Origin of the sequence: Metabacillus fastidiosus NBRC 101226 (assembly GCF_001591625.1) — a bacterium.
GTDB lineage: Bacteria > Bacillota > Bacilli > Bacillales > Bacillaceae > Metabacillus > Metabacillus fastidiosus.
The window spans coordinates 25,580-51,327 of the sequence record NZ_BCVG01000012.1; the positions used below are offsets into that span (position 1 = coordinate 25,580).

The 25,748-nt window shown below is 35.2% G+C and carries 25 protein-coding genes and 4 tRNA genes; 1 reads left to right on the top strand and 28 read right to left on the bottom strand.

Going from position 1 to position 25,748, the window contains the following annotated elements; genetic code table 11:
* Positions 1 to 18: 18 nt before the first annotated feature.
* From rlmH to BFA01S_RS05370, 24 genes are all read right to left on the bottom strand, one after another.
* Positions 19 to 498: a 23S rRNA (pseudouridine(1915)-N(3))-methyltransferase RlmH gene (rlmH, locus tag BFA01S_RS05260; protein ID WP_066226626.1), complete on the bottom strand. Its 480-nt coding sequence runs from the start codon at positions 496 to 498 to the stop codon at positions 19 to 21.
* 80 nt (positions 499 to 578) lie between these two features.
* A complete protein-coding gene (locus BFA01S_RS21750; protein WP_082799867.1) occupies positions 579 to 734 on the bottom strand; it encodes a CxxH/CxxC protein in 156 nt (51 codons plus the stop codon).
* A gap of 95 nt (positions 735 to 829) precedes the next feature.
* Positions 830 to 2,056: a S1C family serine protease gene (locus tag BFA01S_RS05265; RefSeq protein WP_066226628.1), complete on the bottom strand. Its 1,227-nt coding sequence runs from the start codon at positions 2,054 to 2,056 to the stop codon at positions 830 to 832.
* Between the two features lie 112 nt (positions 2,057 to 2,168).
* Positions 2,169 to 2,963, bottom strand: a complete 795-nt coding sequence (locus tag BFA01S_RS05270) for an MBL fold metallo-hydrolase (RefSeq protein WP_066226630.1) — start codon at positions 2,961 to 2,963, stop codon at positions 2,169 to 2,171.
* A gap of 20 nt (positions 2,964 to 2,983) precedes the next feature.
* A complete protein-coding gene (locus tag BFA01S_RS05275; protein ID WP_066226632.1) occupies positions 2,984 to 3,793 on the bottom strand; it encodes a two-component system regulatory protein YycI in 810 nt (269 codons plus the stop codon).
* Positions 3,780 to 5,159 (bottom strand): YycH family regulatory protein, encoded by a 1,380-nt coding sequence (locus BFA01S_RS05280; RefSeq protein WP_169800435.1) that lies wholly within the window; start codon positions 5,157 to 5,159, stop codon positions 3,780 to 3,782. Before BFA01S_RS05280 ends, BFA01S_RS05275 begins: the two co-directional genes overlap by 14 nt.
* Positions 5,156 to 6,979, bottom strand: a complete 1,824-nt coding sequence (walK, locus tag BFA01S_RS05285; RefSeq protein ID WP_066226634.1) for a cell wall metabolism sensor histidine kinase WalK — start codon at positions 6,977 to 6,979, stop codon at positions 5,156 to 5,158. Before walK ends, BFA01S_RS05280 begins: the two co-directional genes overlap by 4 nt.
* Positions 6,980 to 6,983: 4 nt before the next feature.
* Positions 6,984 to 7,691, bottom strand: a complete 708-nt coding sequence (yycF, locus tag BFA01S_RS05290) for a response regulator YycF (RefSeq protein ID WP_066226638.1) — start codon at positions 7,689 to 7,691, stop codon at positions 6,984 to 6,986.
* A gap of 157 nt (positions 7,692 to 7,848) precedes the next feature.
* Positions 7,849 to 9,093, bottom strand: coding sequence for a LysM peptidoglycan-binding domain-containing M23 family metallopeptidase (locus BFA01S_RS05295; RefSeq protein ID WP_066226640.1), 1,245 nt, complete (start codon positions 9,091 to 9,093; stop codon positions 7,849 to 7,851).
* A 208-nt stretch (positions 9,094 to 9,301) separates the two neighbouring features.
* Positions 9,302 to 9,374: transfer RNA gene (locus BFA01S_RS05300), tRNA-Phe, on the bottom strand.
* A gap of 91 nt (positions 9,375 to 9,465) precedes the next feature.
* A tRNA-Asp gene (locus tag BFA01S_RS05305) sits at positions 9,466 to 9,541 on the bottom strand.
* A gap of 170 nt (positions 9,542 to 9,711) precedes the next feature.
* A tRNA-Glu gene (locus BFA01S_RS05310) sits at positions 9,712 to 9,783 on the bottom strand.
* 26 nt (positions 9,784 to 9,809) lie between these two features.
* Positions 9,810 to 9,885: transfer RNA gene (locus BFA01S_RS05315), tRNA-Lys, on the bottom strand.
* A gap of 272 nt (positions 9,886 to 10,157) precedes the next feature.
* Positions 10,158 to 11,444 carry an adenylosuccinate synthase gene (locus tag BFA01S_RS05320; RefSeq protein ID WP_066226642.1) on the bottom strand — a complete coding sequence of 429 codons (1,287 nt, stop codon included), beginning with the start codon at positions 11,442 to 11,444 and terminating at the stop codon, positions 10,158 to 10,160.
* A gap of 98 nt (positions 11,445 to 11,542) precedes the next feature.
* Entirely contained in the window at positions 11,543 to 12,904 is a 1,362-nt protein-coding gene (dnaB, locus tag BFA01S_RS05325) for a replicative DNA helicase (protein ID WP_066226693.1), read from the bottom strand.
* Positions 12,905 to 13,019: 115 nt separating this feature from the next.
* The gene (gene rplI, locus BFA01S_RS05330; RefSeq protein ID WP_066226643.1) at positions 13,020 to 13,466 is read right to left on the bottom strand and encodes a 50S ribosomal protein L9; all 447 of its coding nucleotides are present in this window, start codon (positions 13,464 to 13,466) and stop codon (positions 13,020 to 13,022) included.
* Entirely contained in the window at positions 13,466 to 15,442 is a 1,977-nt protein-coding gene (locus tag BFA01S_RS05335) for a DHH family phosphoesterase (protein ID WP_066226645.1), read from the bottom strand. Before BFA01S_RS05335 ends, rplI begins: the two co-directional genes overlap by 1 nt.
* Before the next feature lie 1,046 nt (positions 15,443 to 16,488).
* Complete coding sequence (gene rpsR / locus BFA01S_RS05340) at positions 16,489 to 16,728, bottom strand: 30S ribosomal protein S18 (RefSeq protein WP_066226647.1); 240 nt, start codon at positions 16,726 to 16,728, stop codon at positions 16,489 to 16,491.
* Between the two features lie 36 nt (positions 16,729 to 16,764).
* Positions 16,765 to 17,307: a single-stranded DNA-binding protein gene (gene ssb, locus BFA01S_RS05345; RefSeq protein ID WP_066226649.1), complete on the bottom strand. Its 543-nt coding sequence runs from the start codon at positions 17,305 to 17,307 to the stop codon at positions 16,765 to 16,767.
* A gap of 40 nt (positions 17,308 to 17,347) precedes the next feature.
* Complete coding sequence (gene rpsF / locus BFA01S_RS05350; protein ID WP_066226695.1) at positions 17,348 to 17,635, bottom strand: 30S ribosomal protein S6; 288 nt, start codon at positions 17,633 to 17,635, stop codon at positions 17,348 to 17,350.
* Positions 17,636 to 17,753: 118 nt separating this feature from the next.
* Positions 17,754 to 18,854, bottom strand: a complete 1,101-nt coding sequence (gene ychF / locus BFA01S_RS05355; protein WP_066226651.1) for a redox-regulated ATPase YchF — start codon at positions 18,852 to 18,854, stop codon at positions 17,754 to 17,756.
* Positions 18,855 to 19,159: 305 nt separating this feature from the next.
* Entirely contained in the window at positions 19,160 to 19,357 is a 198-nt protein-coding gene (locus tag BFA01S_RS05360; RefSeq protein WP_066226653.1) for a DUF951 domain-containing protein, read from the bottom strand.
* Between the two features lie 12 nt (positions 19,358 to 19,369).
* On the bottom strand, positions 19,370 to 20,245 hold the full coding sequence (locus BFA01S_RS05365; protein WP_066226655.1) for a mechanosensitive ion channel family protein: 876 nt from the start codon (positions 20,243 to 20,245) through the stop codon (positions 19,370 to 19,372).
* 103 nt (positions 20,246 to 20,348) lie between these two features.
* Entirely contained in the window at positions 20,349 to 21,362 is a 1,014-nt protein-coding gene (locus tag BFA01S_RS05370) for a YkvI family membrane protein (RefSeq protein ID WP_066226656.1), read from the bottom strand.
* A 98-nt stretch (positions 21,363 to 21,460) separates the two neighbouring features.
* Here BFA01S_RS05370 and yyaC point away from each other — a divergent pair, with 98 nt between their 5' ends.
* Positions 21,461 to 22,081 (top strand): spore protease YyaC, encoded by a 621-nt coding sequence (yyaC, locus tag BFA01S_RS05375; RefSeq protein ID WP_066226658.1) that lies wholly within the window; start codon positions 21,461 to 21,463, stop codon positions 22,079 to 22,081.
* A gap of 136 nt (positions 22,082 to 22,217) precedes the next feature.
* Here the strand turns inward: yyaC and BFA01S_RS05380 are convergent, their stop codons facing one another.
* The 4 genes from BFA01S_RS05380 to rsmG form a co-directional block, all read right to left on the bottom strand.
* Positions 22,218 to 23,069 carry a ParB/RepB/Spo0J family partition protein gene (locus BFA01S_RS05380; RefSeq protein ID WP_066226660.1) on the bottom strand — a complete coding sequence of 284 codons (852 nt, stop codon included), beginning with the start codon at positions 23,067 to 23,069 and terminating at the stop codon, positions 22,218 to 22,220.
* Positions 23,062 to 23,823 (bottom strand): ParA family protein, encoded by a 762-nt coding sequence (locus BFA01S_RS05385; protein WP_066226662.1) that lies wholly within the window; start codon positions 23,821 to 23,823, stop codon positions 23,062 to 23,064. Before BFA01S_RS05385 ends, BFA01S_RS05380 begins: the two co-directional genes overlap by 8 nt.
* Before the next feature lie 249 nt (positions 23,824 to 24,072).
* Positions 24,073 to 24,924: a nucleoid occlusion protein gene (gene noc / locus BFA01S_RS05390; RefSeq protein ID WP_066226664.1), complete on the bottom strand. Its 852-nt coding sequence runs from the start codon at positions 24,922 to 24,924 to the stop codon at positions 24,073 to 24,075.
* A 106-nt stretch (positions 24,925 to 25,030) separates the two neighbouring features.
* Positions 25,031 to 25,747 (bottom strand): 16S rRNA (guanine(527)-N(7))-methyltransferase RsmG, encoded by a 717-nt coding sequence (gene rsmG, locus BFA01S_RS05395; RefSeq protein ID WP_066226666.1) that lies wholly within the window; start codon positions 25,745 to 25,747, stop codon positions 25,031 to 25,033.
* Position 25,748: the final 1 nt, after the last annotated feature.

The window sequence follows — 25,748 nt, forward strand, 5'->3', positions numbered from 1 at the left end:
ATAGTAGAAAAACCTCATTTACTTATGATACGGTTCTCCCCGATTAATCCGAAACGCCCGATAAATCTGTTCGACAAGCACTAATCTCATCAACTGATGCGGAAACGTCATTTTCGAAAAGGAAAGGGTATCATTAGCTCTCTTCATCACATCCTTACTAAGTCCCAATGACCCGCCTATTACAAAAGCGATCTTGCTCTTTCCATATGTTGCAAGCTTATCAATATCGCTTGCGAGCTGTTCAGATGATTTCATTTTCCCCTCTATTGCAAGGGCTATAACATGAGTGTCATCAGAAATCTTGGAAAGGATTTTTTCGCCTTCTTTCCCTTTAATCTGCTCCATTTCTGTTTCACTTAAATTTTCTGGTGCTTTCTCGTCTGGGAGCTCAACCACTTCTATTTTTGCGTAAGGTGTTAGACGTTTTAAATATTCGTCGATTCCTTGTTTTAAATATTTTTCTTTCAGTTTTCCGACCGTTATTATTAAGATATTCACATGCCATCCCCACTCTAAAACAAGTTGTCCACAACACTTATCAACAGCTGTGGATTACTTTACCATATTTAATGGTAAATTTAGTCTTCCAATACATATATAGCAAGCTTATCACATAATTCACACGTTGTGGATAACTCGCCTTTTTCATCGATTTTTTCTAATTTTGGAGCCTTTTCCTTCTCATCTACATACATATCAAGCGCTAATTCAATATGTTCTTCACAACAAAACATTTCATTTCCTCCTTATCCACATGTGGATGAATCTTATTTTTATTTTATCAACAAAGAAGGAAAAATTACATGTCAAAAAAAGAGAGCTAATAAAATTAGCTCCCCTGTAAACGTTTCTGCTCTCCCAATTTCATTGATCCCTGTTGTTTTTTACCGCCTCGGTAATAAGTAAATTTAACGGTGTCTCCTACTTTTTGCTGATAGAGATATTTTCTTAATTGAAGAATATCATCTACTTTTTTACCTGCAAATTCAGTAATAACGTCAAATTCCTTCATACCAACTTTAGCTGCCGGTGAGAGAGGCTCTACTCCCATTACAACAACCCCTGTTGTTACATCTTTCGGTAATTTTAATGTCTCTTGCCAGTGATAGCTTGAAATATCACTTAATGATCTCATTCCGATTCCCATATATGGACGGCGTACTTCACCATATTTCTCTAAGTCCTCGATAATCGGTCTTACTAAGTTCGATGGAATGGACAAGCCGATTCCTTCTACAGCTGATTGAGCAATTTTCATTGAATTAATACCGATGACTTTTCCATCGATATTAATAAGAGCCCCACCGCTGTTTCCAGGATTAATTGCTGCATCTGTTTGTAAAACCTCAGCATTCCAGTCTATTTGTCCGTCATTATCTAAATCAATCGGAACTGCCCTTTCTGTTCCTGAAATAATTCCTTGTGTAACAGAGCCTGAAAATTGCAATCCAAGCGGATTTCCAATGGCAATGACCGGCTCTCCCACCTTCACTTTATCAGAATTTCCGAACTGTCCAACCTGCTCAATTTTATTGCTGGCTACTCTTAATACAGCCAAATCCATTAATTCGTCGCTGCCAACTATTGTGGCAGGAATCCTTTCACCATTGCTTAGGCTTATCTCCACCTGTGTAGCGCCGGCGATAACATGATGATTCGTTACAACAAAAGCATTCTTGTCATCCTTTTTATAAATAACTCCCGAGCCTGTACCGGCTTCGCCTTTTTCATTCCAAAAGCCCGCTTCCTGAATGTTCACAACACCAACAACAGCATCTGATACTTGATTAACGATTTCCGTTACTGCTGTATTCACATTGACAGAAATATTTTTTGCTGGGACACCTGCTCCCTCACCATTAGTTATATCATTATTTTCTTCATCCGTTCCCATCTCATAAGGTAAAATACCTAAATTCGATAAAGCTGGGATTGCCACAATTATAAGCAAACCGCCTAAGATAGCACCGACTATCCCCGCTAAGAACGCACCGCCTCGATTGCCTTTCTGTTTCCTTCTTCCTTCATTTTCATAATCTTGATCATAATATCCCAAGTTTGTTCCACCATCCTATCTGAATATGACTGACTGCTATATGAATAGTTTGGATAACATTCCTCATTATAATCTTAATTTATGAAAAATAATCTTAAGGTTCTTGGAAAAGCTATACTAAAACAAGCGGTGTAGGTGCTTTTGGATCTGTATCATATAATTCAAACTGCTCACCAGTATAAAAACCTTTGCTTGCTAATACTTGATCAACAGACATTCTTGCTAAATCTTTCATATTATTATCCTGACTTAAATGTGCTAAATAAATCCGCTTCGTAGCATCACCTATAACGTCAGCCATAGCAAGTGCAGCATCTTCGTTTGAAACATGTCCAACATCGCTTAAGATCCTGCGCTTAATACTCCAAGGATAATGCCCCATTTGGAGCATAGAGACGTCATGATTGCTTTCGAAGACAAATATGTCTGAGTTATCAATTATGCCCTTCATACGGTCACTGACGTAGCCTGTATCTGTAATAAGCGTCAGTTTCTTTCCTTCATGGTGAAATACGTAAAACATCGGTTCTGCTGCATCATGTGAAACACCGAATGATTCAACATCCAATGAACCGAATGATTTTACTTTTCCCGTTTCAAAGACAAATTTCTGATCTGTACTCACTTCACCGATTAATTTCTCCATCGCATGCCATGTTTTTTCATTTGCATAGATCGGCAATTTATATTTTCTCGCGATAACTCCAAGTCCTTTAATATGATCACTATGTTCATGTGTTACTAATAATCCTGAAAGCTTACTCATATCCCGTCCAATTTGTGTAAATAAGCTTTGAAGCTGTTTTCCGCTTAAACCTGCATCGACAAGTAGTGAATGCTCTTCTGTTTCAACAAAAATAGCGTTCCCTGTACTTCCGCTTGCAAGCACACTGAATTGCAAGCTCATTTTACCTCAACTCCGTCTCATTAATTTCCTGATTGTAAAACAACACCTTCAATAGCATGAACATATAAATCCTCTACTTCCCCTTCATCTGATTCTACTATCAGATGCCAAGTAGGCTGTAATGTTTGAACATCTACTAATGGATACTTTGTATAATATCCGTACTCAATCTTTACTTTACTATTTGGCTTTAAATAACTTTTATTATAAACTAATTCAATTGCTTCTAATGGCTTTAACAACTGCTCTCTTTCCTTTTCTTCAAAGTCGACAAGCATTTTTTGTTCATAAGCATAAATTTCATCTTTATTATTCAAATATAAAATAACCATTCCAATATCATTATCTAAGCTTTGAAAAATCATTTTTCCGTTATATTGCTGAACACAAATAATAATGTTCAATTCCTCATCTGTACGCCAATAACGATACTGTTCACCATTGTGTACATATTCCCTTAGGAATTGATTTACTTTTGTTTGAAGATTCATCGTTGGAGCGCTGACAGGCTTAGTAAGTTCCATTCTTATTTTGGGGAATTTCCCTTCCTCTGAGCCTTCACCCAAGCTAATAAATTTCTGCCCTTTAAGCTTTTTTATTTCTTCCTGGGTGAATTCCTTTGTTTTTGCATTAATTATAGCTCCTTTTTCACCTACAGTTGGAAGCTCACTATAAATGATACCTTCTGCTGCTAATCGCCCCTCTAATGAGGCTTGCGGAATAATCCCATATTGACTGCCGTTTTTTTTAGCAAAAAATTGAAAAGCTAAAAAAGCATTAAGCACAAGAAAAGCAATAATAAAGATCGTTTTTGTTTTACTCCAATCCATTTAACTCTCCTCCAGACTTTTCTTGTGCTTCTCCAATCTTTTTAATAATTCCATCCTTAAAATGAACATACCAAGTCGGAACCAGCTTAACAGAGGATTCCTCACTTACAGATTTCACGAGTTCATAACCCAGCATAATATTTTTAATATTTGATACAGCTATCTCTTCATTCTTTTTGATTAATTTAACAACAGAATGACCTGAAGGCATTATTCTCTCTTGTGTGTTTGCAGATGCCTTTAACTGATATAAAGGACGGTCATAACTTGCAACTTCATTCCTTCCCCAGCGCAGAGTAATAGCTGTTTGACCAAAAGATTTCTCAGAATCAAAAGCATCCAGTACAGGATAAGAATTATATGATAACTGAAAATTCACTACTTCTCGCTCCTGATAATTCTCTTCAAAATTAAATAAAATGTAATCATTTGTCCAGCCGCCATGGCTTTCTACATAATCTATACTTTGTTTAATAATAACTCCAAGTTCAGGTTGGACCACATCAAGGATTGTCGGATTAACATATCTCACCAACTGCTGACGTGGAAAAATATTCAAAACCCTTGTACCATCTGTATACGTATTTTTATTAGTAGATGTACTTATATCACGCTTTACATTTTTCGGATTATTAAAAAGAGCTTGTTTAAGCGTCTCACCGCCTATCTCACCTACATAATAATTAACTTCCTGCATTTTCACATCATTTTCTGGTAGAAATAGTTTATCTTTTTCATTTAAATTAAAGGCGAAATATTTTTGATAACGGTCATTATCATTTAAAATATCATTAATAAAAAGAATTGCATCATTATCATTTACTTTTGTTTCTACTACTTTTCTTTTGCTATAAGAAACAAAATAAAGCTTCTGTACTCTTTGATTGTCGTTTTCTTTAACAGATGGAATAATGATACGATCATATCTCATAGGACTCAATTCATCCGTCTTCCAATTAAAAATAGAACGGAACGTTTCTATTGGAAGTTCATTATAAAATGAAAGAGCAACTTTACTTTTACCATCTTCACCATTAATAAAATTCAAGAAATGTTCCTCTGAAAATTGATTAGAAATATCTTTCGTCTCTAATATCTGCCATTTGTATATTTCATTCCATACTTTCTTTATATCATTTCTATCTAAAGCTCCATAATGCTCATTATTTTTATGGAAAAGAATTTGATAAGGCTGAACAACTTCGTGAATATCTCTTGTTTGATCGCTGATTTTCTTTCCTTCTTGGTACGCACTGTTTTGGAATTGGTCATACGAGGAAGGAATTGTCCAAATTGCCCAAGTAAAAAATAAACTTAATGCAACAAGAAAAGTTAACACAATCGTTTTAATTAGTTCTTTTTTCATTTCCATTCATCCTCTTGTTCCGGATTATAAGGTAACGTAAAAAATATAGTTGTACCTTTTCCTTCCTTACTCTCAGCCCAAATATCTCCTCCATGCGCTGTTACCATTTCCTTTGCAATTGCCAATCCTAAACCAGTACCTCCTAATTTTCTCGTTCTCGCTTTATCAACACGATAAAATCGATCAAATATTTTATAGATACTCTCTTTAGGAATTCCAACACCTTGGTCCCGTACTCGAATTTGCAATTCATCTGTCAGAATATCTACTTGAAAATGAATTTGTCCACCTTCTGGAGAATATTTAATTGCATTCGAAATAATATTATCTAATACTTGCGTAATTTTATCTGTATCAATATCTACGTAAAGATCCTCAGTTGGAATTCTTCTAAAAAATGTAATATGTTCTGATTTCGTCATTTCAAAACGATCAACAACTGTATTAAAGAAATCAGTGAAATTCACAGAACGTTTCTTCACGTTATAATCTTTGCTGTCCATCTTTGAAAGACGAAGCAGATCATTTACTAGACGGATCATCCGCTCAGTTTCATTTTGTGTTACTTTTAGAAACTGCGGCGCCAGCTCTTTGTCTTCCCACGCACCTTCCTCTAACGCTTCTAAATAACTTCGCATCGTTGTAAGTGGTGTCCGTAACTCATGTGAAACATTTGCTACAAATTCACGACGTTCTTGATCAATTTTTTCTTGTTCTGTAACATCATAGATAACAATAATTAAGCCGTCTATCCTTCCTTTTTCTCTTTGAATTGCAGTGAAGCTGACTTTCAAAATATATGGAACCTCTTCCGTACTAAAGTCTAAAATAAGATCTTCCTGTTCCTCAAACAGACCTTCCAGTGTGTATTCTTCTTCAATACCGAGCAATTCTGTAATTTTTATATTTTTTAATGTTTCACGTGAAACATTAAGCATTGTAACAGCAGGATTATTAATTAATATGACCTCACCGTTACGGTTTGTTGCAATTACCCCATCAGTCATATGGGCAATAACAGAGGCAAGTTTTCTTCTTTCTCCCTCTGTCATCCCTTGAGCTTCTTCTAATTTTTCTGTTAAGTTATTAAATGTCTCTGCTAATTGGCCAATTTCGTCATCACCATACACATTAACCTTCCTGGAAAAATTCCCTTTGGCAAGTTCAAGTGCCTGTTTTCGCATATCTGACATTGGTCTTGTAATTGTTCTAGCAAGGAAAATACCTAATGCAGCAGTGATAATTAATGAAATAACCGTTCCCGTAGCAAGAATTTTATTAATAATACTCATTTGATTGAATACTTCTTCTAAGGAAGCAACGACATAAATGGCCCCAATTGTTTCATCACTAAAATCTTTAGTAATCGGAAATGTCATTACTAAAACACGATGACCATCCTCATAAATATAGGAATTTTTATATTCCTGACCGATAAGTGCTCTCTGAACCATCACCTCTGTCGATTTCTTACCGAGAATATCTTTATTACTGGATGTTCCAATAAAGGTCTGAGTCTTATCTATAACACGCAGCTCGTCAATTTCTCCAGTATGGTTATCTATTAAAATAGCGCTTATATCATCCTGAAGTGTTTGTCCCTCTGGTCTTTCTTTCTTGTCCTTCATCATTTCCTGCTCAATACTGTATGCAAGAATATTAATTCTTTGACGCAAAGATTGTTCGAAATTTTCATTCAATGATTTCTCAAGCTCGCGGACAAAATAGACACCCATTACTTGCATTGCTATTAAAATAAGTAATACATAAATTAATACAAACTTAAAATGAAGCGACCGAAAAAAATTCACTTTATTCATACAATTACTCCTGCTCAGGATTACGCAGGTAGTATCCAACTCCCCGTCTCGTTACGATCCATGCTGGATGACTCGGATTGTCTTCAATTTTCTCTCGTAAACGTCTAACTGTCACATCAACTGTTCGTACATCGCCAAAATAATCATATCCCCAAACAGTTTGCAGTAAATGTTCACGTGTTAATACTTGCCCGATATGTTTTGCTAAATAATGAAGCAATTCAAACTCCCGATGTGTTAACTCGATTGTCTCTCCTCTTTTTGAAACAACATATGCATCAGGATGAATTATTAAAGTACCAATTTCAATCTCATTTGTCTCTTCTTCTGGTTCACTAATTTCTACTGATTTCTGTCTTCTTAAATTTGCCTTAACACGAGCTAGAAGTTCCCTCGTACTAAATGGTTTCGTTACATAATCATCTGCTCCCAATTCTAAGCCTAACACTTTATCAATTTCAGAGTCCTTTGCTGTTAACATAATAATTGGCATTTCGTATTTTTTTCGTACTTCTCTGCACACTTCCATTCCATCTCGATTCGGAAGCATAATATCTAAAAGAATAAGATCAGGAACAATTTCCTCGACTAATTCTAATGCTTCATTTCCATCATAAGCACAAAAAACTTCATAGCCCTCTTTTTTCAGATTAAATTGCAATATATCTGCGATCGGTTTCTCATCATCTACAACTAGTATCTTTTTATCCACTGTTTTCGCCCCTTCTTGTAGCTTTAATATACATATTTTTAATTTAACATATTTTCTTATACTAAAATCATCTTTTACTTATTCTTTCATAAAGAAACCTCTAGCAATAATTGCTAGAGGTGTATGATAATCCTTATTCAAAAAATAAAGGAAAAGTTTATTTTAAATAGTTTAACGGGTTTTTAATTATATCATTTTCGTATACTTCAAAATGCAAATGTACATCTGCTGCCTGTCCAGTAGAGCCCATTACACCTATTTTTTGCCCTGTTATTACTGTTTCTCCAGCAGATACAGCAATTGAATTTAAGTGGCCATACACTGTTTTCAAACCATTATTATGATCGATAACAACTTTATTTCCATAGCCGCCATCATTTCCCGCAAATAGGACTGTACCATTCTCTGCTGCTTTGACCGTATAATTACTTGTTTTTACAATATCGACACCTTTATGTAATTTACCAGAGCTTTGGCCCATTTTATTAGATATATAGCCATCAGCCGCTGGCCAAGAGAGAACCCTGCCGCCGCGTGAAGGAATAGCTTCTTTCAATATTTCTTCATTGGCTGTTTCCCTTTTTTTTTCTAAACTGGTTTCTTTTATTGTAAGGGAGTTTTGTTCAGCTTCCCCATTATGATTTGTTTCTTTTACCTCTTTATTATCGTTAAATAGAGACATTTCTGCTATTATGTCTTTTGGAGATGCAGTAACTTCTTTTTCTAATGTTCCATCTGTAATAATTATATTTAATAAAGGCTGGTGTGTAATTATATTAATAATCTCACCTTGTCCGATAATAGAATCTGTCTTTAAATTTGGATTTGCAGCTAGCAATTCATCTACTGTTAAATGATATTTTTCTGCTATCTCTTTTATATTAGTTCGATATGTTACCTCATACTTCTCTTCTTTTTTAATACCGTTTTTTAAAAGCTGTAAACCTTCATCAACGGTTAGAATATCCTTTTCAAGAACTTTTTCATTTGAATAGAGAATATCTTCAGCAAAAGAAATATCTATACGAGGTGATTCCTCTTGTTCTAATGTATGTAAAGTATTTTCTGTGCTCATTTGATGTTCTAATTTTTCAGAAATATAATCTGCTTTATACTTTTGCAGTACGGCTTCAGCATCTTTTTTATCTTTAAAAGCGGCTGCCCGCTCATTATTTATGATCATAACTGTAGAATTAACAATATTATCACTATTCTTTATATAATCATTACTTAAATCAGAAGAATAAACTGTAGTTAACGTTTTTTCAGCAGAAGCACTAGAAAGACCTAACACTAATGCAGCTACCACTGTACAACTGCAAAGTGTATTTTTCAGTAGCTTATCATTTAAGTGGCTACACTTTCGCTCCATATCCACTAATTGTTTAAAACGTATAAACACAATAGTTTCCTCCCAAATATATACAACAAAAGGCAGTAAAATAGCAAAATATCATCTTTTCGTTCTCTATTAATTTATCATACGTTATCATAATTACCTATTATTTCGATAAAATGTAACATAGTTGTATTATTAGTTACATTATTATTTTTTTTGTCAAAAACGATAAAAGGTGTGATTCTATTTTAGAATCACACCTTTTATAAAGTGGCTCGGGACGGAATCGAACCGCCGACACATGGATTTTCAGTCCATTGCTCTACCAACTGAGCTACCGAGCCATATGTATTATTATTTAAGATTTCTTAATTATTAAAGACTTTCCTCATTATATCCTACACATATATAAAAAGAAAGGAATTAATAAATATATGGCGGTCCCGACGGGAATCGAACCCGCGATCTCCTGCGTGACAGGCAGGCATGTTAACCGCTACACCACGGGACCTTTAATATTATATATATTCATACTATACGTATAATGTTACAAAAACTGTCCCTTCCTCTGATAATAATTTCAGAGATGATAAATATGGCGGAACAACTCTTAGAAAATTCTAAGAAGTATTGCTCGTTGCTAAACTAAGAGACCCGGCAATTAAATTTTAAATTTCAAAATGACCCGTACGGGATTCGAACCCGTGTTACCGCCGTGAAAGGGCGGTGTCTTAACCGCTTGACCAACGGGCCATAAATAAAATAATCTTCCAATAAAATGGTGAGCCATGAAGGACTCGAACCTTCGACCCTCTGATTAAAAGTCAGATGCTCTACCAACTGAGCTAATGGCTCTTATAAATTAAATATATAAGATTCAACTAAAGTATAGACTCTTTCTACGACGTCCTCATCTCAGAAAGCTTAATCAAGAAGCAGCTCGATGAGTACGCTGAAGTAATTGCTCTGCAGCTTATTCGATCGTGCTCTACCAACTGAGCTAATGGCTCGTACTCTATAACCGACGCTATTCATCTTACCATATAAAAATAAATGTATACAAGCTTTTTTCAAACAAATTAAAAAACAAAGGATCTAATATACTCCTTTGTTTTTTAAATTATTATCTAACTGTATACGCTTCTTACTACATTCGTTTGTGTACGGTCCGGGCCCACTGAAAAGATAGATAGAGGGATTCCTGTCAGCTGTGAAATACGCTCTACATAGTTCCTTGCATTCTGAGGCAGTTCAGATAGAGTTTTTACACTTGTAATATCTTCTGTCCAGCCTGGAAGCTCTTCATATATAGGTTCACATTGTGCTAATATCTTTAAGCTTGCTGGGTATTCCTCAATTACTTGATCATCATATTTATATGCTACACAGATCTTTAATGTTTCAATACCTGTTAGGACATCGATTGAATTTAATGAAAGATCTGTCAGACCGCTTACCCTACGTGCATGTCGAACTACAATGCTATCAAACCAACCGACACGGCGCGGTCGCCCAGTGGTTGTTCCATACTCACGTCCGACTTCACGAATGCGGTCTCCAATCTCATTATTTAATTCCGTTGGAAATGGGCCGTCTCCCACTCTTGTTGTATATGCTTTTGAAACACCTACAACATGATCAATTTTAGATGGGCCGACACCGGAACCGATCGTTACACCTCCAGCAACAGGGTTTGAAGATGTAACAAATGGATAAGTTCCCTGGTCAATATCCAGCATTACCCCTTGTGCCCCCTCAAAAAGGACACGGCGTCCCACATCTAGTGCATCGTTTAAAACGACGGAAGTATCACACACATAATGCTTAATTTGCTGGCCATATTCATAGTACTCATCTAAAATTTCTTCTGATCTCAATCCATCTATTTCATAAAACTTCTCGAAAAGTCTATTCTTATCTTTTAAATTCTGTTCTAATTTCTCTTCAAACACATCGCGTTCTAATAAATCAGAGATTCTAATCCCGATACGCGCAGCTTTATCCATATAAGCCGGGCCAATCCCTTTTTTCGTTGTTCCAATTTTATTTGCACCTTTTCGCTCTTCTTCCACTTCATCTAATCTTAAGTGATAAGGTAAAATAACATGGGCACGGTTACTTATCCGCAAATTATCCGTATTTATATTACGTTCATGCAGATAGGCTAATTCTTGTACCAATGCTTTAGGATCAACAACCATGCCATTTCCAATGACAGAGATTTTATCCTTATAAAAAATACCAGACGGAATTAAATGAAGCTTATACGTTTCCCCATTAAATTTAATTGTATGACCTGCATTGTTTCCACCTTGATAACGTGCAATGACTTCAGCATTTTCAGAAAGAAAGTCGGTTATCTTCCCTTTACCTTCATCTCCCCACTGTGTTCCAACAACTACTACTGATGACATATTTCTGCACCTCCATAGTTTCGGACTGGCAAATATACTTCAAATTTAATGCGTCGGTGAATAAACTGCATCGGTACAAAGTTTTTAAAAAAACTCGTTTATGCTCCTGGCGGTACAGTAGCATCATCAAATCGCCGTTCTAAATTAACGAATTTATTGTATTCTTTTACGAAAGCTAACTGTGCTGTCCCAACAGGACCGTTACGCTGTTTTGCAATAATGATCTCAATGATATTTTTATTTTCTGTTTCTTTATCATAATAATCATCTCGGTATAAGAAAGCGACGATATCGGCATCTTGTTCAATACTTCCCGATTCCCTTATATCAGACATCATCGGTCGTTTATCTTGACGCTGTTCCACTCCACGGGACAGCTGTGACAAGGCAATAACTGGAACTTTAAGTTCACGAGCCAGTTCTTTCAACGAACGAGAAATTTCAGAAACTTCCTGCTGACGATTATCTGTTCTACCGTTCCCTTGAATAAGTTGGAGATAGTCAATCAATACCATGCCAAGACCGCTATCCTGCTTTAATCTACGGCATTTTGCCCGAATATCACCGACGCGAATACCTGGTGTATCATCAATATAGATACCAGCATTTGATAGGCTTCCCATCGCCATAGTTAGTTTACCCCAATCTTCCGCTGTTAAATTGCCTGTACGTAAATTTTGTGCATCGATATTCCCCTCGGCACAGAGCATCCTCATGACGAGCTGGTCAGCCCCCATCTCCAGACTGAATATAGCCACATTTTCATCTGTTTTAGTTGCTACGTTTTGTGCAATATTTAAAGCAAAGGCTGTTTTTCCTACTGAAGGTCTCGCTGCAACGATAATTAAATCATTTCGCTGGAAGCCGGCAGTCATTCTGTCGAGCTCAGTAAACCCTGTTGGAATACCAGTCGTTTCACCTTTCCTATTATGAAGAAGTTCAATATTATCGTAAGTTTGTACTAGTACATCCTTTATATTCTGAAAGGCACCGACATTTTTCTTTTGAGCAACTTCCATAATTCTCTTCTCGGCTTCACCAAGCAGAACCTGGACTTCATCTTCACGGCTGTAGCCATCTGTGGCAATTTGAGTCGCTGTTCGGATAAGACGTCGTAAGATCGATTTTTCTTCGACAATTTTACTGTAGTATTCAATATTTGCCGCTGTCGGTACCGAGTTTGCCAAATCACTCAGATAAGAAACTCCACCTATTTCCTCAAGTAATTCCTGATCAGCTAAAATAGATGTTACCGTCACTAAATCAACCGGCTCGCCTTTATCAGCTAACGTGAGCATCGCATTGTATATTTTCTGATGTGTTGCCCGGTAGAAGTCTTCGGGTATTAATACTTCAGAAGCTAATACTAATGATGAAGGTTCTAGAAAAATAGCACCTAATACCGCTTGCTCTGCTTCAATATTTTGTGGTGGAATACGATCACCAAATAACTCGTTTATGATGATCACCGTCCTTTATATTTAATTAAAATAATCTTAAGTACTAAGCATATGAAAAATGTGATCATGCTTCAAGAGATTTATGACTCTTTCCACAAAATCACATTTTTAAAAATTACTGTTCTTTTACATGAACTTTTACAGTTGCTGTTACTTCTGGATGAAGCTTAACAGGTACATTCGTATAACCTAGTGAACGAATTGCATCTGGAAGCTCAATTTTACGTTTATCAATCTTTATTTTATGGGATTTATTTAACTCATCCGCAATTTGCTTACTTGTAATTGAACCGAAAAGGCGGCCGCCTTCACCTGATTTTGCTGTTAACTCAACCGTTAATTTTTCTAAAGTTTCTTTCAGTTCTTTTGATTGTTCTAATTCTTCAGCAGCTATAACTTCTTCTTTTTTCTTTTGTGCATCTAATGTTTTCATACTAGCATTTGTCGCTTCAACAGCTAAATTTTGTTTAAGTAAAAAGTTATGTGCGTAGCCGTCAGCCACATTTTTCACTTCGCCTTTTTTCCCTTTTCCTTTTACATCTTTCAAAAAGATAACCTTCATCACTTTATTCCTCCTTCAAGATACTCCTCTATTGCATTCTTTAATCTCTTTTCAGCTTCTTCTAATGTCGTATTATGAAGCTGTGTGGCTGCATTTGTTAGATGGCCGCCGCCACCTAATGCTTCCATAATAAGCTGGACATTTATATCACCTAATGATCTTGCACTAATACCAATTACAGCCTCAGCTTTCATGGCGATAACGAATGAAGCTTCTACTCCATTCATTGTTAATAATGTATCAGAAGCTTGTGCAATCGTCACCTGTTCGAAATATTCCTCCGCATGATAGTCTGCTGCAGCAATAGCAATTCCAGCTTTATAAATAACAGCCTTTTGAATAAGTTTAGCACGCTGAACGTAGTTTTCAATATTTTCCTTCATAAGCTTTTGAACAAGTACAGTATCTGCCCCTTTAGCTCTTAAATAGGAAGCTGCATCAAACGTTCTTGAACCAGTTCTTAATGTGAAGCTTTTTGTATCAACAATAATTCCTGCCAATAGTGCAGTTGCTTCGATAACATTCATTTTTAATTGCTTTGGCTGGTACTCTAAAAGCTCTGTCACAAGCTCTGCTGTAGAAGAAGCATACGGCTCCATATAAACGAGCAGCGGATCTTGAATAAATTCTTCCCCGCGGCGATGATGGTCAATAACAATAACATTTTCACTTTTGGAAAGCAGTCTCTCATCAATAACGAGTGAAGGTTTATGTGTATCAAGCACAATTAATAATGAATCATTTGTCATAATTTCATTAGCTTCATCAGGAGTAATAAACCAGGACCATAATTCTGAATGCTGCTTCAATTCAAAGATCAGCCGCTCAATTCCTGAATCAAGCTCATCAGGATTAATTATAATAAACCCTTCTTTTCCATTCACTTGCGCAACTTTTAAAATCCCAAGTGCCGATCCGATCGCATCCATATCCGGAAATCTATGTCCCATAATAATGACTTTATCACTCTCTATAATGATTTCCCTAAGTGCATGAGAAATCACACGTGCTCTTACCCTCGTCCGTTTCTCTATTGGATTTGTCTTTCCTCCAAAAAATTTCACTTTTCCATTCGTCTGCTTGATCGCTACTTGGTCCCCACCGCGGCCTAAAGCTAAATCCAAACTTGATTGTGCTAAATCCCCAAGCTCTGAAAGAGAGGAAACACCGCAGCCAACTCCAATACTAAGTGTTAATGATACGTTTTGTATCATTGCTTTTTCCCTTACCTCATCTAAAATGAGAAACTTTGACTTTTCAAGCTCTGTTAAAATATTTTCATTTAGGACTGCTAAAAAACGTTCTGATGAAACTCTCTTTAAATATATATCAAAATCTTTCGCCCATTTGTTAAGTAAAGATGTAATTTCATTATTAATCGTACTCCGTGATTGGTCGTCCATTCCCTGTGTTATTTCATCATAATTATCAAGAAAAATAAGACCTAATACCGTTCTTTCATCTTCATATTGTTTTTCAATTTCAATCTGCTCTGTCACATCAAAAAAATAAAGAAGACGTTCTTCTCTTTTTATAATAATTTTGAATTTTCTTTCATGCAGTGTAATTGTTTCCGTATTTACTTCCTGCTTTATTAATGGTACCAGAGAGTCAGCAACATTATATAAAGACTGACCTACCAATGAATTTTCACCGAAAATTGCTGAAATAAATGGATTCGTCCATTCAATGGAATAATTTTCATTGAATAAAATAATTCCAATCGGCATTTCCATTAATGCCTCTTCCCCAACCTTTTTCAACCGGTAAGAAAGCGTTGAAATATAATCTTCCATCATAGATTTGATTTTCAAATCAGCTTGCTTTAAAAAATATAAAACAATGGATAATATAATGATTCCAATTACTCCTATTATCCAGTTGAAAAAAAGAAGAGCTAAAATAGCAGCTATCGTTATCCCAATTAAAGCAATCAAAGGATATCTCAATAATGATTTATCATAAAAACTTGGCAATCATTCTCATCTCCTCGCGGGCAGCGAAGCCAACATTACTATTATTTAAAATTTCCACGTATATTTAAGTCTATGTTAATTATAACTAATATTGTTACAGCATAAAAAATATTATATAAAACAGATGATAATTACTAAAAGCATGCATATTCGAATACATCTGTATAACTTATTAGAATATCCATTATGGATATTCTAAATAAAGAACTTTTGTAATCAGAAACCTTTGTTTATAATATGTCATAAAAAATATTTAAGCAATAAAAATAAAAATTCTATTTAGCATTAAGTATATTATATATTTAAACCATTCTTCAATTTTTTGAATTCATTTATGAATTTTCGACGCAAGGAATTTATCCTAAATAATCCAATAGAATGAGTAAAAATTTCAAGTCAATATTTAACTAGATTTTATAGTGATATCGTTAGCTAATATTTTCAAATTACTATATTTCAAGAAAATGGAATATCCTTTCTTTAATTAAAGGGAAAAATTCAGTTAGGGGAAATATTTTTTTAAAAATTGTTTTTCACTTTTAACACATACTCATATTACCATGTATAAAATTATAGTGATAAGAAGATATTAATGATTTAAACGATAAAAAGAAGAGTACTTCTATTTTATTACATATAACATTTAGTAAATTATTTTTCAATTAGATATAGAAAATTATAAATTGTTTTAAAAATTAGAGTTCTATTATCTGATTTAATAACTACATTTCATATTTTAACTTATCAATAAAACATTATTTATTAATTACAAGTGCCCCACCTTTTAAAATTTCATCCCAGCATGTATCATTTCCTTGTCACCTAATCAATTCATTCGGAATATTAATTAAACATATATTATTTAAACCCCTATCCATTTCGGAAACCTCATTCCCCTCATAATGATTAATCAGCAGAATATTGAAGTTACTTTTTATTTTCTCCGATAATGAAGTATGCAAGTCAATAACATCTTTATAAGCCACCATTACTCTACTAAATAAAAAAAAGACACTCAAAATGAGTATCTTTTTTTAAAGAAACTATTACTCGCCTGATACGTATGGAAGTAATGCCATTTGACGAGAGCGCTTAATAGCAACAGTTAATTTACGTTGGTATTTTGCGCTTGTTCCTGTTACACGACGAGGTAAAATTTTACCACGCTCAGAAACGAATTTTTTTAGTAAATCTACATCTTTATAATCGATATGTGTAATACCATTTGATGTAAAGAAACAGACTTTACGACGTTTAGCACGTCCACCTTTGCGTCCACCTGCCATTGTCAATTTCCTCCCTTCCTATTATTTTTATATAAATTAAAACGGTAAATCATCATCAGAGATATCGATCGGTTTGCCATCGTTAGCAAATGGATCATTATCAAAGCTTGTACGCTCTTGATTACGCTGATTTTGATCTGAACCGAAAGGATCTTGGTTGCTGTTGTTATTAGGACCAAAGTTGTTATTATTGCTGTTGTAATTACCTGCGCTGCCGTAATTATTGTTATTAGCAAAATTACCGCCGCCACCGCTACTGCCTTTAGGCTCTAAGAATTGAACGCCCTCTGCAACAACCTCTGTTACATAGACCCGTTTTCCCGTCTGATCTTCATAACTGCGTGATTGTAAACGGCCATCAACGCCTGCTAAATTTCCTTTTTTCAAGAAATTTGCAACGTTCTCTGCCTGGCGGCGCCAAACAACACAGTTAATAAAATCTGCTTCTCTCTCACCTTGCTGGTTTGTAAACGTACGGTTAACAGCTAATGTAAAAGTAGCAACAGCTGCTCCACTTGGAGTATAACGAAGCTCAGGGTCTCTTGTTAATCTTCCGACTAAGACAACTCGATTTAACATCAGAACCATCCTTTTTTAATATCTTTTCTCTAATAAAAGATTAATTTTCTTTTTTAATAACGATATGACGGATAATGTCTTCGCTAATCTTCGCTAAGCGGTCAAATTCTTGAACAGCAGCAGCTTCAGAATTAACTTGAAGAAGCATGTAGTAACCATCACGGAAATCGTTAATTTCATATGCTAAGCGGCGTTTTCCCCACTCTTTTGCTTCAGCTACTTCCGCACCATTATCAGATAAAATACCGTTGAAACGTTCTGTTACAGCAGTTTTTGCTTCATCTTCAATGTTTGGGCGGATGATATACATGATTTCGTATTGTTTCATCATCTTACACCTCCTTTTGGTCTAAACGGCTCAAAAATTGAGCAAGGAGCAATTAATGTTATTAAATTACTCACAGTTAGAGATTATACCAAGTTTTTTCATATCCCGCAACTTTTAATTAAACATTAAATCGGAAATGAATAACATCACCGTCTTGGACAATATATTCTTTTCCTTCTAAACGCACTCTTCCCGCTTCACGTGCAGCTGTCATTGATCCGTTTGAGAGAAGGTCATCGTATGACACTGTTTCTGCACGAATAAATCCTCTTTCAAAATCAGTATGGATAATTCCCGCACATTGTGGTGCCTTCATGCCTTTTCTAAATGTCCATGCTCTTACTTCCTGTTCACCTGCTGTGAAATAAGTAGCTAGTCCAAGTAAATGGTAAGAAGTTCTAATTAATTGATCCAGTCCAGACTCTTCAATTCCTAGCTCTTCTAAGAACATTGCCTTTTCTTCGCCTTCAAGCTCAACAATTTCAGACTCAATCTTTGCACAAATGACAATTACTTCTGCATTCTCTACTGCTGCATATTCACGAACTTTTTGAACATATTCATTATCATTTGAATCTGCTACTTCATCTTCCCCAACATTAGCAACATATAAAATTGGTTTAATCGTTAAAAGATGGAGCTGTTTAACAAGCTTTAATTGTTCTTCTGTAAATTCGATTGAACGAGCTGGTTTTTCCTGCTCAAATGCTTCCTTTAATTTCACTAATGCTTCATGTTCAAACACAGCATTTTTATCCTTTTGCTTCGCTAATTTACCAACACGGTCAATTCGCTTATCAACAGTTTCAAGATCGGCTAAGATTAACTCTAAATTAATCGTTTCAATATCTGAAATTGGATCAACTTTACCAGAAACATGTGTAATATTATCATCAGCAAAACAGCGAACAACATGACAAATTGCATCCACTTCACGAATATGAGAAAGGAATTTATTCCCTAATCCTTCCCCTTTACTCGCACCCTTAACAATCCCAGCAATATCAGTAAATTCAAATGCTGTCGGTACAGTCTTTTTCGGTTTAACAAGGTCCGTTAATTTCTGCAGACGGTGATCAGGTACTTCTACGATTCCTACATTCGGATCAATCGTACAGAAAGGATAGTTTGCAGATTCTGCACCTGCTTGTGTAATTGCATTAAATAAAGTTGATTTACCGACATTCGGAAGACCAACGATTCCAGCTGTTAACGCCATGTTTCCACTCCTCTATTCTTAAGAAATGCGCAAGCAGACTTGCTTACGCCACACAATTCTCTCCATTAGAAAATTATACTTTCTTATTTTTAAATTCCATTTATCCCACTCTTAACGGGCAGTAAGACTCTCATCTCAAAATTTGAGGATACAAAGAAGATAGACGGGAGACCCAACTGCCCATAAAGGTCCGATAAGTGCAACTAACCATCAGTGAAGGACGTGTGATCTCCACTGATGGAAATCTTCTTTATTATCTTTCCAATTATAGTTATCAATCTATGAAAAGACAAGCTTATCCCTAATTACTCCTCATGCTTCACTAACACTTTTTTCATTTTCTTTGCGAATTCTTTTCTTGGTATTAACACACTATGTCCACAGCCTTCGCATTTAATTCGTACATCCATACCCATGCGGATAATTTTCCATCGATTTGCTCCACACGGATGCTGCTTCTTCATCTCAACGACATCGTTCATTCCGAATTCCTTATCAACCATGGAAAAAACCCCCTAATTACTGCTTCTTACTTCTTCTTTGCTATACATGACCATACGCGGGTACGGAATATCAACTCCGTTTTCGTCTAATCTTGTTTTAATCTCTTTACGAAGTTCCCTTGCAATATAGAAATTTTGCCTTGGTTTTACTTCACATGTAACACGCAGCACAATTTCTGATGTTCCAAGCATTTGTACACCTAAAAGTTCCGGAGGCTTAACGATCTCTTCGTATTTATCAGTCATTTCCTCCAATACCTCTTTAATTATATTTTCCACTCTTTCAATATTCTCTCCATACGCAATGCTAACATCTACATAAGCAACACTATTATGAACAGAATAATTTGTTACTTCGACAATATTTCCATTCGGAATAATATGTACTTCCCCTGTCCAGCTTTTAAATTTTACAGTCCTCAAACCAATCTCTTCAACCGTTCCTTCTAAGTTTCCTATTTTCACATAATCTCCGACTGAAAACTGGTCCTCAAAAATAATAAAAAATCCTGTAATAATGTCTCGAACAAGGTTCTGCGCACCAAAACCGATTGCTAAACCAGCAATTCCGGCCCCTGCTAATAATGCGCCGACTTTAAATGTCAGCGTTTCTAAAATCATAATAATAGCATTGAAATAAATAACATATCTCAATACATTTTGGAGCAGTCTTAAAAGAGTTGCTTCCCTTCTCTCTGAATAGTTCAAAGGAGATTTCATTCGCAATAAAAAGATTTTCTGAATCGCTATTTTTCCAATTCTAATAACAATGGAAGAGACAATGACAATCAGGAAAATCTTAAATGCTCCTTGACCGATCATTATCCATAATTCAGGCTGTGTTACTTTTTCGTAAAACTGAATCCAAAACGTTTCTGCTACTCTCATTTTCATCACCTTTTTAAAAATAAGGGTCGCTTTTTCTAAAATAAAATTAGAAAAAGCGGACCCTTATTTAAGAAGTCTCTTCTATTTTAGCAAGTTTTCTTTATTATTTGTAGCGGTTCGTTATTGGGAAAAGCAAAATAGACATAAGTAAGTATAAATTAATTAGGCCATACAGCGGATAAAGAATGGCCACCAAGTTAGAAAATCCAAATTTTGTGAATGGAATCATAAGCAACACTAATATAAAAGCCATTAACCATAGAGGTATTTTTATTTGTTGTTTAAACCTTGATGCCAGTCCAAAAACTCCGGAAACAGCTGTCGTATAAATTGCTACCCAAAGCATAAAAGACATAAAAATAAATAAGGAAAATGGAGAACCTTTTAAAACTGCAAATAACGGAATTTCATATTCACCTATATAATCAGAAATCTGGATTAGTGCTTCATTATATACGAAGGAAATAACCCCGAGCACTACCCCGCTTCCAACACTTGCAATCTTTGCTTCTTTTAACCCCTTAATTTCTTTTCCAATTGCCGAAAGAACAGCAATAAGCGGAAGAATATTCAAGGATGTAAATGTAAATGCAGACGGCCAATTATATTGCTGTTTTAGATCTAGCAGCCATGAGTGATTATTAGAAACACTGTATGAAAATAAAACATAAAGCAGACCAGTAATCAGCAATGGAATAATGACAACGTTCAGGCGAATAATTCCATTGATATTACTAAAAAAAAGTAACACAAGCAGGACTGAGAAAAAAATAATTCCCGCCCAATATGGAATATTGTATGCTTCAAGTGTCGCTCCACCGCCTGCAATCATCACAACTGTCGTAGTAAATAAATATACTACAATTAATACATCATACACATAAGATAATTTCGTCCCAACTAATCTCTCAATAACTGGAAAGAAATGTTCTGATTGTTCTTCATAACTGATTTTCATAATGACATAGCAGGCAACGATGAAAATAACTGTAAAAATACAAATAGCTAGTCCGCTTTCAAAACCAAAAAATTCCCATAATTCTCTTCCAGATGCATATCCTGCTCCAATAATCGTTCCTAAAATTAAAAACATCCATTTCAAACCTGACCTAATCATATTTTCACCTCGTAAGGATGTCCAATTTTTTACCGTTGATGTATAGAAATGAATATTCTTCCGTATACTGTTACTACTATGACGTGGGAGTGAATTCTATGAATCTAAAATCGGGACTATTTCAAGCTGATAAAGATCGAAACCGTATTTATTATGATGAAGAAAATGCCCATAAAATCTTATCGTCCTCACTATATGAACTGCTACCACGAATAATGACCAAGCCGATCGTTATCGTTTGTATCGGAACAGATCGGTCGACTGGCGACAGTCTAGGGCCTATTGTTGGTACAACAATAAAAAAACAACTCTCGCATTTTAATGTATTTGGTACATTAAAAGATCCAGTCCATGCTGTAAATCTAGAGGACACGATGCAAAAAATTAAAAATGAGTTTAATAATCCTTTCATCATTGCAATTGATGCTTGCTTAGGAAAAATAAAAAGTGTTGGATATATTCAAGTAGGTAAAGGGCCTATTAAACCAGGGGCTGGCGTGAATAAAGTTCTTCCAGCAGTAGGAAATATGCACATTACAGGAATTGTAAATGTAAGCGGATTTATGGAGTATTTCGTTTTACAAAATACAAGGTTACATCTTGTGATGGATATGGCTAATATTATTGCAGAAGGAATTATTGAAACCGAAAAATCTTATCTGCATAAACGAAATTCCTTAAAAGCAAATTGGATGGATAAAATGGATAATACATTCTAATTTTATCTCCATGCCAATATAAATAAGAGTAATTTAATAATTCATTTCAATGGAGGCAGATTATAAATATGTGGAAAAAAAAAGATAAACACCTTTCCCAACTTAATGAAAACGGTGTTTATCTTATCTGCATTTATTATAATGTTTCATCTGTGTGAATTAGTTCCAGAATACGCTCTAAATCCTCTTTTGAGAAAAATTCAATTTCAATTTTTCCTTTTTCCTTTTGCTGCTTAATCGTTACGCCTGTTCCAAAATAATCGCGTAAAAGAGATTCTCTCTCTTGAATAAAAATATTTTTACTCGGCTTTTGTTTTGTTTCACGTGGAACATTTTCATTTAGTTGCTGGACAATTTGCTCCACTTGTCTAACGTTTAAATGTTCCTTGATAATTTTATCAACTAATGGCTGGAGCTTATCTTTATTTTTTAAGCCAAGAATTGTCCGCCCATGTCCCATTGACAGTTTCCCTTCTGAAATAAGGGATTGAACTAGTTTAGGCAATGACAATAATCTAATATGATTCGCTATATGCGGTCTGCTTTTTCCTAATCTTTTTGCCAGCTGTTCCTGAGTATAATTTAATTTTTCGAGTAAAGTAGAATAAGCTTGAGCTTCTTCAATCGGTGTTAAGTCCTCACGCTGTAAATTTTCTAGTAAAGCAAGCTCCATCATTTGCTGCTCCGAAAATTCACGAACGACAGCAGGAATAGTAGCTAATTTTGCTTCTTTCGCTGCCCGAAATCGCCTTTCTCCAACAACAATTTCAAAGCCTTTAATACTTTTTCTCACAACAATAGGCTGTAAAATACCATGCTGTTCAATCGATTCCTTTAACTCTTCTATGGCTTCTTTTTCAAATACTTTCCTAGGTTGATAAGGATTTGGACGTAATTCATGAAGCTTAATTTCTTGAATAACTTCTTCCTTATCTATTTCAACATTAGAAAATAATGCATTAATGCCTTTACCTAGACCTCTAGCCATTTACAACCACTTCCTTTGCCAAATCCAGATACATCTCTGCCCCTTTTGAACGCGGATCGTAAATAATAATTGGCTTTCCATGGCTCGGTGCTTCACTTAATCGAATGTTCCTTGGAATAATAGTCTTGTATACTTTATCTTGGAAATACTTCTTTACTTCATCAATGACTTGAATACCAAGATTTGTTCGTGCATCCAGCATCGTTAGAAGCACCCCTTCAATCATTAAATCAATATTTAAATGCTTTTGAACGAGTCTGACAGTATTTAATAATTGACTTAATCCTTCAAGTGCATAGTATTCACATTGGACAGGAATTAATACGGTATCAGATGCTGTCAGTGCATTAATTGTTAATAAACCTAGTGAAGGCGGACAATCAATAATGACATAATCGTATTCATTTCTTATCATTTCCAATGCTCTTTTCAATCGGACTTCTCTCGAAATAGTAGGGACAAGCTCTATCTCAGCCCCTGCTAATTGAATCGTTGCTGGAATAATCTCTAAATTTTCTATCTCTGTTTGTTTAATAACTTCTTTAACATTGACATCATCAACTAATATATCATAAATGCAACGCTCGACTTCTGCTTTATCAATACCTGTGCCGCTCGTTGCATTTCCTTGTGGGTCAACGTCAACGAGAAGCACCCGTTTTCCGATATATGCTAAGCAAGCACCTAAATTAACAGATGTTGTCGTTTTCCCGACACCACCTTTTTGGTTTGCGATCGCAATTACTTTTCCCACAATGTCACCTGCTTTCATTAAACATGGAATCTATCTAACATTATTTTTTATTCTATCATGAAAAAGAAAGGAAAGTTGCACTTTTTCTTATATTGTAAAGATGTGTCACAATCCTTAGAGATACTAGACTTTATTCATAGGACCACATTTCATTTCCTGGGAAACAATTCATTTATCTTTCCAACACAAATAAGAGGGTAACTAAAGCAAATGCTGTTACCCTCTTATGTAAAGAAATAAAAATATACTTTACTTTGGTATTTTTATCGTTAATTGAATGTATTCTTCAAATTCTTCTTCTTCTGTATTTATATTTACACCGCTATCAGCAACCATACTGAGTGATTGGCGAATTGTATTCATGGCAATTCTCGTATCTCTGCTAAATGACCTACGCTTCGGTTTTGCCTTCTCTTGTTTATTCTCTAATAATTTTACGACACGATCTTCGGTTTGTTTCACATTTAGCTGCTTTTTTATTACTTCTTCTAATAAATTTAACTGTAACTCAACATTTTTTAATGGTATAAGTGCACGTGCATGACGTTCTGAAATTGCCTTTTGAAGTAAAGCATTTTGTACTTCTTCAGGCAGCTTTAGTAAGCGCAGTTTATTAGCGACAGTCGATTGTCCTTTGCCTAATCGCTGGGCTAGCGCCTCTTGTGTTAAATTATGCAGCTCTAATAATTTAGCATATGCAACCGCTTCTTCAATGGAAGAGAGCTCTTCTCTTTGTAAGTTCTCTATTAAAGCAACACTTGCAGTTTCAGCATCATTAAAATCTTTCACAATCGCTGGAATCGTATCCCAACCTAATTTTTGAACAGCACGCCAGCGTCTTTCTCCGGCAATAAGCTCGTAATGATTATCTATCTGCCTAACAACGATAGGCTGAATAATGCCATGAGTATGAATCGTTAATGATAATTCTTCTATTTTTTCTTCTGAAAAAACTGTCCGAGGCTGAAAACGATTAGGAATAATATTTTTAATAGGAATTTGCTTTACTTCTTCCAGTTTATCTCGATCGATCTCTTCAATGGCAACTTCGGCTGCTTCCCTTTCTCCCAAACCGAAAAAACGAGAAAATGTATGCTTCATGATCCTACACCACCTTTAGAAACTACCAATTATTATTATTCTCTCTTTTTCCCCTTTTCCCCTGCTAAAGTATTAAAAGAGAAAATAGCTCTTTTCTACGGAACAACTATTCTAGCGGGAGTTTATTAGGTGTTCCAGGTTTTCTTGGGTACTTATTTGGAGTAGACTTCTGCTTTTCAATAATAATAATTGATCTTTCACTTTGTTCGATTGGTAATTCAAAAGACTTTACGTCCTTTACTTTCCCGCCTAATACTTGAATTGCTTTTTTTCCATTTTCTAATTCATCCTGTGCAGAAGAAGCCTTCATTGCAATAAAGTTTCCATTTTGTTTTACCAATGGAATACATAGCTCACTTAAAACAGAAAGTCTTGCAACTGCCCTAGCTGTAACGACATCATATGATTCACGATGGAGCTTATTTTTCCCAAATGTTTCAGCTCTGTCGTGATAAAGGGACACATTAGTTAAACCTAGCTGCTCTGTTAAATGAGTAAGGAAATTAATCCGCTTTTGCAAAGAGTCAACAATGGAAACCTTTAAATTCGGGAAACATATTTTAATGGGTAAGCTTGGAAAACCAGCGCCTGCTCCGACATCACAGATTGTTAGCGGTTTTGTGAAATCAAAATAAAATGCAGCTGAGATAGAATCATAAAAATGCTTTAAATAGACATCCTTTTCATCAGTAATTGATGTTAAATTCATCTTTTCATTCCACTCAACTAACAATTGGAAATACAAATCAAATTGTCTAAGCTGTTCTGGAGAAAGGATGATTCCCTTCTCCTTCAGCATTGCTTCAAATTGTGCCTTATCCATA